This is a genomic window from Corallococcus interemptor (genome assembly GCF_003668875.1).
Lineage (GTDB): Bacteria > Myxococcota > Myxococcia > Myxococcales > Myxococcaceae > Corallococcus > Corallococcus interemptor.
In genome coordinates this window covers 1-12,366 of the sequence record NZ_RAWM01000196.1, presented here as the reverse complement: position 1 = coordinate 12,366, position 12,366 = coordinate 1, and the positions used below count along the sequence as shown (strand labels likewise).

General features: G+C 70.2%; 11 protein-coding genes. 3 read left to right on the top strand and 8 right to left on the bottom strand.

The genetic code is table 11. From position 1 onward, the window contains the following. Nucleotides 1-325 precede the first annotated feature (325 nt). Nucleotides 326-2,584, top strand: a complete 2,259-nt coding sequence (locus D7X96_RS37170; protein WP_121771860.1) for a M4 family metallopeptidase — start codon at nt 326-328, stop codon at nt 2,582-2,584. 111 nt (nt 2,585-2,695) lie between these two features. Here the strand turns inward: D7X96_RS37170 and D7X96_RS37165 are convergent, their stop codons facing one another. From D7X96_RS37165 to D7X96_RS37150, 4 genes are all read right to left on the bottom strand, one after another. Then, nucleotides 2,696-3,976, bottom strand: a complete 1,281-nt coding sequence (locus D7X96_RS37165; RefSeq protein WP_121771859.1) for a DUF418 domain-containing protein — start codon at nt 3,974-3,976, stop codon at nt 2,696-2,698. A 58-nt stretch (nt 3,977-4,034) separates the two neighbouring features. Continuing rightward, a complete protein-coding gene (locus tag D7X96_RS37160; RefSeq protein ID WP_120552668.1) occupies nt 4,035-5,327 on the bottom strand; it encodes a DUF418 domain-containing protein in 1,293 nt (430 codons plus the stop codon). A gap of 63 nt (nt 5,328-5,390) precedes the next feature. Next, nucleotides 5,391-6,230: a metallophosphoesterase family protein gene (locus tag D7X96_RS37155; RefSeq protein WP_120552669.1), complete on the bottom strand. Its 840-nt coding sequence runs from the start codon at nt 6,228-6,230 to the stop codon at nt 5,391-5,393. A 77-nt stretch (nt 6,231-6,307) separates the two neighbouring features. Then, nucleotides 6,308-6,670 carry a response regulator gene (locus D7X96_RS37150; RefSeq protein WP_121771858.1) on the bottom strand — a complete coding sequence of 121 codons (363 nt, stop codon included), beginning with the start codon at nt 6,668-6,670 and terminating at the stop codon, nt 6,308-6,310. A gap of 129 nt (nt 6,671-6,799) precedes the next feature. Here D7X96_RS37150 and D7X96_RS37145 point away from each other — a divergent pair, with 129 nt between their 5' ends. Continuing rightward, nucleotides 6,800-7,165: a helix-turn-helix transcriptional regulator gene (locus tag D7X96_RS37145; protein WP_120552671.1), complete on the top strand. Its 366-nt coding sequence runs from the start codon at nt 6,800-6,802 to the stop codon at nt 7,163-7,165. Here the strand turns inward: D7X96_RS37145 and D7X96_RS37140 are convergent. Together D7X96_RS37140 and D7X96_RS37135 are read right to left on the bottom strand one after the other, a co-directional pair. Continuing rightward, complete coding sequence (locus tag D7X96_RS37140; RefSeq protein ID WP_120552672.1) at nt 7,149-8,354, bottom strand: DUF790 family protein; 1,206 nt, start codon at nt 8,352-8,354, stop codon at nt 7,149-7,151. The two genes, D7X96_RS37145 and D7X96_RS37140, sit on opposite strands and share 17 nt — an antisense overlap. Next, nucleotides 8,341-9,744 carry a DEAD/DEAH box helicase gene (locus D7X96_RS37135; RefSeq protein WP_121771861.1) on the bottom strand — a complete coding sequence of 468 codons (1,404 nt, stop codon included), beginning with the start codon at nt 9,742-9,744 and terminating at the stop codon, nt 8,341-8,343. Before D7X96_RS37135 ends, D7X96_RS37140 begins: the two co-directional genes overlap by 14 nt. Before the next feature lie 281 nt (nt 9,745-10,025). Between D7X96_RS37135 and D7X96_RS37130 the strand changes: the two genes are divergently transcribed. Beyond that, the gene (locus D7X96_RS37130; protein ID WP_120552676.1) at nt 10,026-10,436 is read left to right on the top strand and encodes a response regulator; all 411 of its coding nucleotides are present in this window, start codon (nt 10,026-10,028) and stop codon (nt 10,434-10,436) included. A 1-nt stretch (nt 10,437) separates the two neighbouring features. On the opposite strand, the gene D7X96_RS37125 is transcribed toward D7X96_RS37130, so the two are convergent. Then, a complete protein-coding gene (locus D7X96_RS37125; protein WP_121771857.1) occupies nt 10,438-11,046 on the bottom strand; it encodes an outer membrane beta-barrel protein in 609 nt (202 codons plus the stop codon). Continuing rightward, nucleotides 11,043-12,137, bottom strand: coding sequence for a hypothetical protein (locus D7X96_RS37120; protein ID WP_147468499.1), 1,095 nt, complete (start codon nt 12,135-12,137; stop codon nt 11,043-11,045). The genes D7X96_RS37125 and D7X96_RS37120 overlap by 4 nt, the downstream gene beginning before the upstream one ends. Between the last annotated feature and the right edge of the window lie 229 nt (nt 12,138-12,366).

Sequence of the window (12,366 nt, the reverse complement as noted above, 5' to 3'; positions counted from 1 at the left end):
CGTCCCGCCCCCGGGGCCGTGCCGGATGTCCGTGGCCGCACGGACCCACCCGGGTCGGGAATAAATGAGACGGCAATTTCTCCCCGACGTTCACTCATTGCACGCATCCGCCGACAGGTACTTCAGCCATGAAGTAGCCGCCTAACCGGTTTGAAGCATCCACCCCGTTCCCGCGGGCTGCGTGAGTCCCTCCGTCATTTCAAGCAGTTGCGAGATAGTCTCGAAGTCTGAGAAGCGATGTAAAAGTGGAAATCTCGCCTGTACTTGAAATACGCGCAACTCTTGTGGCACAGTCGTTTCTAATCTCTCCCCTTAGGAGGCTTGCATGTACGAGAAGCGAGTTCGCGGCGCCCTGGGTGCCGCTGCCCTGTCCCTGATGGTTGGCGCTTGCACCGATGGCGCCCCTGCCTCGAACACGGAGGACGCGAACGTCCAGAAGGCTTCCGCCAACCTGACGGCGGGCCAGAAGGTCATCGCGGCTGACTCCGACGCGGTCCCCACCTTCGTCACCGGTTCCTTTGGTTCCGTCCCCGCGCCGTCCGCCATCCAGGGCATCGCGGCCCAGCAGCAGCTGGCGCCGGTGCTCGCGAGCGTGGCGCCGCTGTTCCGCCTGAACCCGAGCGACCTGTTCCTGAAGAAGGCCTACGTCGGCTTCGACGGTGACACGCACTACCGCTACGGCGTGACCAAGAACGGCATCCTGGTGCAGGGCGCCGAGGTCCGTCTGCACGCGCGCAACGGCTCCGTGTTCGCGGTGAACACCAACGCCCGCGGCGACCTGCAGGCCGAGGCCAAGGCCTCCATCGCCTCCGAGGCGGCCATCGCGGCGGCCATCGGTGATCGCGGCTCCCCGGAGCGCGCGGACACCAAGGGCGAGCCCCAGCTCGTGTACCGCCGCTCTGGCAACGAGCTCATCCTGGCGTACGAAGTTCGCGTCCAGGGCGAGCTGGCGGACACCACCCCGGTGGATGACTCCGTGTACGTGAACGCCAAGACGGGCGACGTCTTCGAGCGCGTTCCGCACATCCACTCGGCGAAGAACCGCCAGGTCAACGACATGCAGCACCGCACGAACGTCCCCACGGGCGGCGTGCGCGCCCGGTGGGAGGGTGATGCCGCCCACGCCGACCCGGTCGTGAACAACAACTACGACCACCTGGGCACGGTCTACGACTGCTACCAGAACCTGTTCGGCCGCGACTCCATCAACAACGCGGGCGCGACGCTGAAGAGCTTCGTGCACTACAGCAACAACTACGTGAACGCCTACTGGGACGGCACCCAGATGGTGTACGGCGATGGCGACGGCGTGAACGCCTCCAACCTGGCGAACTCGCTGGACGTGACGGCGCACGAGCTGACGCACGCCGTGACGGAGAACGAGTCCGACCTCACCTACTCCGGTGAGTCCGGCGGCCTGAACGAGTCGCTCTCCGACATCTTCGGCGCGGTCTGCGAGTGGTACAGCAAGGGCAAGGTCATCGACGCCAACACCTGGATCGTCGGCGACGACGTCTGGACCCCGAACATCCCGGGCGACGGCCTGCGCTACATGGACAACCCCACGAAGGATGGGGACTCGCTCGACTACTACCCGGACTACAGCTCCGGCGTGGACGTGCACTACAGCTCGGGTATCTCCAACTACGCGTTCTACCTGATGTCCCAGGGTGGCACGCACGTGCGCGGCAAGACGACCCAGGTCGTCACCGGCATCGGCTTCGAGAAGGCCGCCCGCGTCTTCTACAAGATCAACACCGACCTGCTGACCGCGTCCTCCAACTTCGAGGCGGCGAAGACCGCGTCGGAGCAGGCCGCGACGCAGCTGGGCTTCACCGCGGCGGAGATCGCCTCGGTGGGCAACGCCTGGAAGGCCGTGGGCGTGGGCGTGCCCGTGCCTCCTCCGGTCACCACGCCGATCGAGAAGGGCGTGCCCGTGACGGACATCTCCGGCACCTCCGGCAGCAAGCAGTACTACTCCGTGACGATCCCCGAGGGCGCCACGGACGTGACCTTCACGCTGTCCGGTGGCACGGGTGACGCGGACCTCTACGTCCGCAAGAACAACGCCCCGACGGACTCCCTGTACGACTGCCGTCCGTACAAGTCCGGCAACAGCGAGGTCTGCACGTTCGCCAGCTCCGGCCCCAAGGGCATCTGGTACGTGATGATCAAGGGCTTCACGTCCTTCTCCGGCACCAGCCTCTCCGTGACCTGGAAGGGCGGCTACGTGGACATCGGCAACGAGACCCGCATCGAGAACCTCTCGGGCGTGCCGGGCTCCGTGCAGACGTTCATCATCGACGTGCCCGAGTTCAAGAAGGACTCCGGCATCAACACCCTGTCCGTCGTCCTGGGCGAGGGTGAGGGCAACGCCGACCTCTACGTCCGCGCCGCCGCCGCCCCGACCCAGTTCGAGTACAACTGCCGTGGCGTCCGCGAGAGCGCGACGGAGAGCTGCATCCTGCGCAACATCCCGGTGGGCAAGTACTACATCAGCGTGGTCGGTGTGCCGAGCCTGGTGGACACCACGGTCGACGGCTACATCAAGACCGTGATGGCGGCCTCCTACAAGGTCAAGTAGTACCTGAAGGACTGGGGCGCGGCGAAGCCGCCGCGCTCCGCTCCTGAAAGACCCCGGGCTCCCGCCTCCTCGCGGGACCCGGGGTTCTTTTTTGTCCCGCGTGCCGCCCCTTCAGTTCGCCGCGGACGCCGGGCTGGAAACCCCGCGCAGGGACTGCATGCGGCCGTAGGTGAGCGAGCGCCACAGCCACTCCACCGGGCCGAAGCGGAAGCGCGCCAGCCACCAGTGGCTGAAGGCCACCTGCCCCGCGAACAGCACGACGCTCAGGAGCGCCGTGAGCGACGGCGGCGTGCGGCCCACCATCCCCAGGCCCCAGCCGTCATACAGGCACAGGCTCAGGACGGACTGCATGAGGTAGAGCGTCAGGGCCATGCGGCCCGCGGGCGTGAAGACGCCCAGCACCTTCTTCCAGCGCTCCTTCTGGAAGAGGAGCGCGAAGGCCGCCGCGTAGCCCACGCCCAGGAAGAGGATGCCCACGTCCTTCACGACGCGCATCCACACCACCCAGCCCGGCACGCTCGTCGCGCCCAGGAGCGCCAGGTTGATGCCCATCACGACGAGCCCGATGACGCCGCCCACCCCCATCCCCCAGGCGGTGAGCTTGCGCAAGAGCGGCCGGTGACGCTCCACGTCCTGCAGGAGCCCCCGGCGTCCGGCCCACACGCCCAGGAGGAAGCGGCCCAGGATGATGGACAGCAGCACCGGGCGGTTGGGGTTGGGGATGCTGTCCCAGCCGTAGCGCGCGTTGGCCTGCTGGGTGGTCACCACCGAGTCGCTGGACAGCCCGGCGAGGTACGCCGCGCGGCGCCGCGCCTCCTCCTCGCGCGTGGCCTTCTGGGCGCGCTCCACCTCCGCCGCGCCGCCCGTCAGCGCCGGGAGCACCCGCTGCCCGACGGAGAAGCCGATGGGCACCACGAACAGGAACAGCGCCGCGCAGACGAGCACCGTCTTTTCCGAGCGCTGGCGGAACAGCAGCAGCAGGAAGCCCACCACCGCGTAGGTGGTGAGGATGTCGCCAAACCAGATGGCGAACATGTGCACCAGGCCAATGCCCATCAGCACCAGCAGTCGGCGCCGGTACACCGGCACGACGGAGGTGCCCCGGCCTTCCGCGCGCGACATCTGCAGCGCGAAGCCCAGGCCGAAGAGGAGGGTGAAGAGGGTGACGAACTTCTGTTCGACGAGGAGCGCGAAGAGCGAATTGACCGCCACCTCCAGCGGCGGCGCGCCCAGCGCCAGGGCCTGCTCGCGCGGCAGGAGCAGCCGGCCGTTGAACCAGTTCAGGCTGTTGGAGAGGAAGACACCCAGCAGCGCGAAGCCGCGCAGCGCGTCCAGGACGTGGACGCGCTCGGAGTTGTCAATGGGGCCTGCGGCGGGGGGGGATTCGGACATGTCCGGAACTACACGCTTTCGCGTGGAGCTGCGTCAAATCCGGGCCCCCTGGAATGACTCAGTGCGCCGGGCGCGCCTCTCCAGCGGGGACCAGGCGCATGGGCTGGGCGCGGCCGTAGGTGAGCGAGCGCCACAGCCACTCCACCGGACCGAAGCGGAAGCGCGCCAGCCACCAGTGGCTGAAGGCCACCTGGAGCGCGAAGACGCCCAGGCACATGAGCACCGTGCGCGACGGGGGCGTGTGGCCCACGAGCCCCAGGCCCCAGCCGTCATACAGCGTGATGCTGATGACGGACTGCATGAGGTAGAGCGTCAGGGCCATGCGGCCCGCGGGCGTGAGCACGCCCAGCACCTTCTTCCAGCGCTCCTTCTGGAAGAGCAGCGCGAAGGCCGCCGCGTAGCCACAGCCCATGAAGAGGTAGCCCACCTCCCGCAGGGTGCGCATGCCCACCATCCACGCGGGCGGGTTGGGCGGCGGGCCAGGGACGCCCTGCCTCTTCAGGAAGAGCACCAGCGACAGGGTGGCGATGGCGCTGCCCACGCCCAGCCCCCACGCCAGCACCCGCACCAGCAGCTTGCGGTGGCGCTCCACGTCCTGCAGAAGCCCCCGGCGCCCCACCCACAGGCCCAGGAGGAAGCGGCCCAGGATGATGGACAGCCAGACGGGACGGCCCGGGTTGGGCAGGCTCTGCCAGGCGTAGACGGCGTTGGCCTGCTGTGACGCCAGCACGGAGTGGCTGGACAGGCCGGTGAAGAACGCCGTGCGGTGCGCGAGCTCCTCCTCGCGCGAGGCCTTGGCGGCGGCCTCCGCGGCCTCCTTGCCGTGCAGCCACTCCGGGCCGAAGCGCTGCGCGATGGACAGCGTGAGCGGCAGGACGACGAAGAGCACCGCCACCCAGGTGAGCACCGTCCTGTCGGAGCGTTTGCGGAAGAGCAGCAGCGCGAAGCCCACCAGCGCATAGGTGCCGAGGATGTCCCCCACCCAGATGGCGAACATGTGCACCAGGCCCAGCCCCAGCAGCACCAGCAACCGCCGCCGGTACACCGGCACGATGGAGGCGCCGCGTCCCTCCGCGCGCGACATCTGCAATGAGAAGCCCAGGCCGAAGAGGAGGGCGAAGAGGGTGATGAACTTCTGATCCACGAAGAAGGCGTAGAGCTGGGCGACCCACTTCTCCAGGGGCGCGGCGGCCAGCGCCTGTGACTGTTCGGGCGGCAGGAGCGACCGGCCGCTGAACCAGCTCAGGCTGTTGGAGAGGAAGACGCCCAGGAGCGCGAAGCCGCGCAGGGCGTCCAGCAGGTGCACGCGCTCGGAGAGCTCGACGGGGCCTGGGGTGGAGGGCTCGGTCATGGCGCGCCACTACACGCCCGCGTGCACCACACCGTCAAACGCACGGCGGTGTGACTCAAGCCGTCACGGCGACGGAGCGGATTTCTCCGGGCCGGGCAGAACCTCGCGCAGGCAGCGCTCCAGGCCGCCGCGGTGGCGCCACTGGCTGGGGTAGCCCAGGGACACCTCCTCGAAGCGCACGCCGTCACGCCACAGCGTGGCGGGCATGTGCAGGTGCCCCGTCACCACCACCTCCGCGCGGTAGCGCGTGTGCCAGTCCTCGGTGAGGCGCGTGCCGCACCAGATGGAGAAGCGCGGGATGCGCGGCAGCCGCACGTGCTCGTAGCGCAGCGGGTAGTGGTTGATGAGGATGGTGGAGCAGCCCTCGGGCAGCCGCTCCAGCCGCGCGCGGGTGCGCTCCACGCGCGCGTGGCACCAGGCCTGACGGGTGGGGTAGGGCTCCGGGTGGAGCAGCACCTCGTCCGTGCACATCAGGTCGTCCTCCCACGCCCACTCCAGCGCCTTGTCCGCGGGCACGGTGTCCGGGCGGAAGGAGTAGTCGTAGCCCAGGAACATGGGGACGACGACGCGGTGCGGGCCCTCGCCGGGCCAGCGCGGATACGGGTCCTCCGGCGTGAGCGCGCCGTAGCGGTGGCACAGGTCCACCATGCGCAGGTAGCGCGCCTCGCCTTTCAGCGGGGGCTGTTCGGAGGGCATGGTCCACAGCTCGTGGTTGCCGGGCACCCAGACGACCTGGCGGAAGCGCGCGGTGAGCGTGCGCAGCATCAGCTCCATGTCCGCGAGCGTTTCGCCCACGTCCCCCCCGACGATGAGCCAGTCGTCCGGACGCGGCGTCAGGGCCGCCAGCGCCTCGTGGTTCTCCTTGTGCCGCAGGTGCAGGTCGCTGATGGCGTAGAGCTTCATTTCGTCCGTGGGGGAGTCCCTACCTTAACGCGCACCGCCGCACGCGCCATGGGAACGCCCGGCCGTCAGCTCCCCCTTCAACTCAAAGACTCAAGGAGCGCCAGCACCTGCTGCGGCGGCGCGGCGCGGTCCACCCAGGTGATGCCCTGCTCCCGCAGAGAGCACGCCGGAGGCAGCGACGTGTGCAGCGCGCACGCGGCGCCGGGATGCCGGGCCCGCACGCACGTGAGCAGGCACAGCCCGTCACCATCCGGAAGGCCCTGGCCGCTCACCACCACGGACGGCGCCGCTTCCCCCATCAGCCGCTCCGCTTCGCGTACGCCCAGGGCGAAGCGCTTGTCGCCGGGCAGGTGCCTGCACAACCGCCGCAGCGCCGCGAGCGCGCGTGGATCCGCGTCCACGAACAGGAAGCTGGGAGGGGGGCTGGACGGCTCTCGCATGAAGGCAGTGGGTGGTGCGGACAGGCTTGACGCAAGAGGTTGTGTCGCGAAAAGCCTACCCCGGAAGTTCTTGGAAGCCAACCTCTCAAGTCATATCGACATGGGCGAACCCGGTAGGTTAACGACCCCATGGAAAAGACCCTCGCAACCCGGCTCGGAGGCGCGGCCCGCGTCGCCCGCACCCGCCTGAACCTGACCCAGGCGGACGTGGCGGAGCGCATCGGCATCGCCAGTGAGGTCTATGGGCGGCTGGAGCGCGGACACATGCTGCCCAGCATCCAGACCTTCCGCCGGTTGTGCGTGGTGCTGTCCATCTCCGCGGACGAGGCGCTGGGGCTCAAGCCGTCGCAGGACGTGAAGTGGGCCGCGGAGCCTCCGTCCGACTACGGCGAGTCCGCGGAGCTGCGCCGGCTCATGCGCCGCGCGAAGCAGCTGGACCGGGGCTCCGTGCGCATCCTCAGCGTGCTGGCCTCGCAGTTCAAACCCCGGAGCTGAAGCCGTTCAGCCGCTCCCGCAGCTTGCGGACGGAGGGAAAGCCGTTGAAGAGCACCACCTGCGGGTGCTCCTCCAGCACCTGCCGCTCCGCCGACTCCTTCGCCAGCGCCCGGTCCACGCCCAGAAGCAGCCCCAGGTCCGGGCGCGCGCGCAGCTCCGCCAGCCTCCGTGACAGCGGCGCCGCGTGCCAGGGGTGGAACAGCTCCAGCGCGACCTCCTGGCCCGTCTTCCGGTGGCGGAAGGTGACGTCGGGCACGCACAGGCCGGCGGCGCCGGTGTGGCGGGGCAGGGGCGTCAGGTCCAGCTCCCAGGCCGCGTCCTCGAAGCCCTGCGCCAGCGCGGCCACCTCCGGCGGCACGTGCCCCAGCGCGGCGGGCAGCGGGGACACCAGCGGATCTTCATGGGACAGCTGGAGCGTGGAGACCTTGCGCGCGTCCTCCAGCACGGCGGACAGCTCCCAGCGCTCCAGGATGGGGACCACGGAGAGGAAGCTCGCGAGCTGCAGGCCGTACTTCTTCTGCAGGGCCAGCATGGCGCCGGGGCCCTCCACCTCCAGGGACCAGTCCTCGCCCTCGCGCCGCACCTCCGCCACCAGCCGGCAGAACTTCAGCCAGCGAAGCAGCTTGCGCACGCGCAACAGCTCCGGCGACCGCGCGCGCAGGGTGAGGCGCCGGGCGTTGAGCAGCGGCCCCTGCGCGAGCGCCAGGTTGTAGCGGTCCAACAGCCCCTGCGGCGTGAGCGCATCGCCGTCCCACCCCAGCAGCTTCCGGTTGCCGGGCAGGTCCGAGTAGAGCGCCTCGCGCGTGTCGGAGAGCGGCGCGTCCAGGGACTCGCCAAGGCGCGCTTCGTAGGCCTCCAGCGTCGTGCCCGGCGCGAGGGTCCGCAGCACCTTCGCGCCCACGAGCAGCGTGCGCCAGCGCGCGTCCAGGGCGCCTTCCCCGGCCTCGTCGAAGAGGAGCCGGTCGAGCAGCAGCTTCACCAGCCCGCGCGCGACCTTGGGGCGGCTGAACGCGCCGGCCTTGAGGCTGAAGGCCTCCTCCACGCCGTCGCGGCTCTGGCCCCGGAAGGCCTCCGCGTCCGCGAGCAGTTCCTTCGCGAGCGCCTGGAGGGACGGGTCGTGCGTCTTCACGAACGACGGGCGCAGGATGCCTTCGCGCACGCGCGAGGCGAGCAGCTCACGCGTCAGCATCGGGCGGGCCCTCCGGTTCCTGGTAGGCGCGGTGCTGCCGGCGCCTCTCGCTGATGCCGCTCTCCGCGGTCTGCGCGGAGCAGACCTCGTACAGGAGGGCGCGCTTGCCCGGGCGCTTTCGCAGGATGCGGCCCAGGCGCTGCACGTGTTCGCGTACGCTGCCGCTGCCGCTGAGCACCACGCCCACGCGGGCGTCGGGCACGTCCACGCCTTCGTTGAGCACCCGGGAGGTCAGCAGCACCGGCAGCTCCGCGCTGGCGAACGCGGCCAGCAGCGCCTTGCGCTCCGGCAGCGGCGTGTGGTGCGTGAGCGCGGGCAAGAGCAGCTTCTTCGCCAGCGTGTAGACCGTCTCGTTGTCGTCCGTGAAGACGATGACGCGGTCCTCGCGGTGCTCCAGCAATATCTTCCAGAGCGCGTCCAGCTTGCCGCTGGAGGTGAGCGCGATGCGGCGCTGCTCCCGGTAGCCCCGGTAGGCAGCTCTCCCTTCGTCGCTGCGCTGGCTCTGCGCCAGGAAGCGCGCCCAGCCCTCGGGTGACGCGAGCGGCACGCCCAGCCTCCTCACGAACGTGAGGTATCTGCCCCGCGCCTCGTCGTAGCGCGTCTTCTCGTCGGGCGTGAGCGGCACCTCGATGCGGCGGACTTCGTAGGGCGCCAGGTACTGGCCCTGGAGCTCGTCGATGCCGGTGCGGTGCACCAGCGGGCCCAGGAGCTCCTCGCACACGCGCTCGCCGCCGTCCGCGCGCTCCAGCGTCGCCGTGAGCCCCAGCCGGTAGGGCGCGAGCGTCCCCTCCGCGATGAATCGGTAGCTGGGCGCGGGCAGGTGGTGGCACTCGTCGCAGATGAGCAGGCCGAAGCGGTTGCCCGTGAACTCCATCTGCATCGCCGCGGAGTCGTACGTCGTCACCGTGAGCGTCCGCCGGTCGTTGACGCCGCCGCCCACCATGCCCACCGGCGTGGCGAAGTGCTTCACCAGCACGCCCTGCCACTGCGCCATCAGGTCCAGCGTGGGCACCACCACCAGCGTGGGCCGCTTCACCCACGCGATGGCCAGCACCGCGAGCAGCGTCTTGCCCGCGCCCGTGGGCAGCTCCACCAGGCCCCGGCCTCCCGCGCGCGTCCAGGCAGCCAGCGCCGCGCGCTGATGTGGAAACGGCTCGATGGGCACCGCGAGGGGCAGCTCCACCGGCTCGAAGCGCTTCGCGCGGTCTTCGTAGGGCAGCCCCTGGTCGCGCAGGCGCAGCACGACGTCGCGGTAGTGCAGCGCGGGCGCGCGGAAGACGCCCGTGCGCCCGTCCTTCTGGAAGAGCGCGTGCAGGCGCTCGTCGTCCGGCAGCGTCGGCGCCACCAGCGTGCCGCTGTCGTAGTGCAGCTCGGTGAGGGGGGAGGTCAGGGGCTCGATGGCGGACGCTCGCGACTCTGGGGAACCGACGTGGGAGGGGACTCGCGCGGGATGGGAAGTAGCGGGTCGGAAGGCGCTTCGCCACTCTGGCCCGCGCGGCCGGAAGAAGCCACGGGCGCGAACGACTGGCTGCCTGGCTGCACGGCATGCCTTCTGGATGCAGGGCACATTGCCTTGAAGGGGGCCCGGGCGTTAGCTGCTCACTCCATGCCCAGGATCCGCCCCGCCCCCGTCCGCCGTGTCCGTTCCGCCTCCTGCCTGGCGTCGGCGCGCTGATGCGGGTCCTCGTCGTCAGCCCGCATCCGGCGTCCCGTGCGCTGCTCAGCCGCTTCCTGGACGCGGAGCCGGACGTGGAGGTGTCCGCCACGGGCGAGCCCGATGACGCCTTCGCCTCCATCAAGGAGAACAAGCCCGCGCTGGTGGTGGTGGACCTGCGCCGCCCGGACGAGGACCACCCGCTGTTCCTGGGACTGTTGCGCAAGCGGCACCCGTCGCTGCCGGTCATCTCGCTGGTGCCCGGCCGGCTGCGCATCTTCGACGGCCGCTCGGAACGCGTGCGCGAAGCCCACGGCGACACCGCGGAGGCGCTGCACCACCTGATGGGGTCGGTGCTCCAGGCCACGCGCGACCTGTTGGCCCAGCACCTGTTGCGGATGCTGCGCCCGCCCGTGGGACGGGCCTGAGCTACAGGCGCAGCCGGTAGCCCAGGGCCGCGAGCACCGCGCCCGCGTTCACGTCGCCCGTGGTGAGGAAGTCCACCGGAGCGAAGTGGTACTTCGCTTCCAGGAAGAGCCCGCCCGGTCCCATCGGCAGCTCCGCGCCCGCCAGCGCCTGGAAGCCCAGCCCGCCGCCGCTCTCCGACGTGGTGCTGTCGAAGGACTCCACCGTCGCGCGGTGCAGGTACAGGCCGGGGCCCGCGCCCACGTAGGGCGTGAGCGGCCCCAGCGCGCGAGGGAAGCGGAACACGGCGGACAGCTGGATGGCCACCTCGCGCTCGGCGAGCGTGAACGGGGCTTCAATGGGCTGGCCCAGGTTGTCCAGCTGGGGGCCGCGCAGCGTCCCCGACGTGGAGGGCCGGTGGTAGTTCACCTCCAGCACCAGCGCGAGGCGCCGCTGGAGCAGGGGCGTGAGGTAGCCCACCTCGCCGCCCAGGAACAGGTCGCCGCCCAGCGACGTGACGGGCTTGATGAAGCCCACCTTGGGCGCGATGAAGATGGGGCCTCCGTTGTCCTTCTTGGAGGCGGAAGGGGCGGCGGCCAGCGCCGCGGCCGCGAGCAGGGCGAAGGCGTTCATGGGGACACGGTGAAGCCGGAGGGAAGGGTTCCGAAGGCGCCGCTGGGGTCCGTGACGATGAGCCCGTAGGTGCCGGGCACGACGCCGCCGGGACACGCCGGATCCGTGACGGGCCGCGAGTCGAAGCCGGAGCACGTGGGCACGGTGGCGCGCAGCTGCGTCGGGGAGATGAGTTTCACGTCGTACAGCGGGATGTTCACCGTCTGGCCCGGATCCGTCTTCACGGGCGCGACGAGGTACACCTCGTGGGGCTGGGGCTGGGGCCCGGACGTGAAGGCCGCCGGGCCGCTGGACGCGGTGTTGGTGAGGGTGATGACCGTGTCGCTGTGGGCGGGGCCGCTCGCGGGCGACGCGGAGAGGGTGCCCAGCCGCGGATAGGTGACGGTGAGCGCCTGGGGCCGGGTGACGGAGCAGCCCTCGGGGTTGGTGAGGGTGAGCGCGTAGGTGCCTTCCGGCGTCGCGGGGGGCACTTCGGTTTCGATGCGCGTGTCGGAGACGACGGTGACGGTGAAGAGGGGCTGGTCCTCTTCTCCGTCGCGCTGGAGGACGATGAGCGGCAGCGCGTCCGAGCGGAAGCCACTGCCTTCGATGACGAGAGGACTGCCGCCGCCGTAGTTGAAGCCCCCGGGCGTGGAGAGGTTCGTGATGGCCGGAGGTGGCACGACGCGCAGGGCGTCCTCGAGCTCGGAGGTTCCGCCGAGCGGGTTGGTCACGGACACGCGATAGGTGCCGGGCGGGAGCGAGCTCGACGGCGTGGTGTCGCGGGTGGGCAGGTCCATCCGCATGAGCTCGGTGCGCGCGAAGAAGACGTGGTCGGCGGGGACGGTGTAGTCGGCGGGGCCGCTCAGCGAGACCTGGGGCAGCTCCACGGAAGGCGTGTCGGTGAGCGCGTCGCGAGGCACCGGGGTGAAGCGGCTGCCGATGAGCTCCAGGCGCCATCCCGCGGTGCCGCCACCGGCGTTGCACACGCGTGGGGGGGTGATGAGCCGCTGCAGCGGATTGATGAGGCCCTCGAGCTTCGGGGTGGTGCCTTCAGTCGACTCGGAGCAGGCGACCAGGCTGAGCAGTGCGGCGGCGACCGGAAGGCGCACGGGTTCCTCCATCATCCCGTCAACAAGGCTGTCACACGTTAGGCCGGGGCCCAGAAGGGTCAGGAGTTTTTTCCGGCTCCGAGCCCACAGACCAGGCCCATCCGTGGGGTTCTGGATCTTAAGTGTCTGATATTGCAGGGGAATATTTGCCGAGGGAGCCTCGGCACGCCGAATGCTTAGGCACCCCGGCAGCAGGGACGGGCAGCGCGGCGGGGGGACGGAGTCGGTG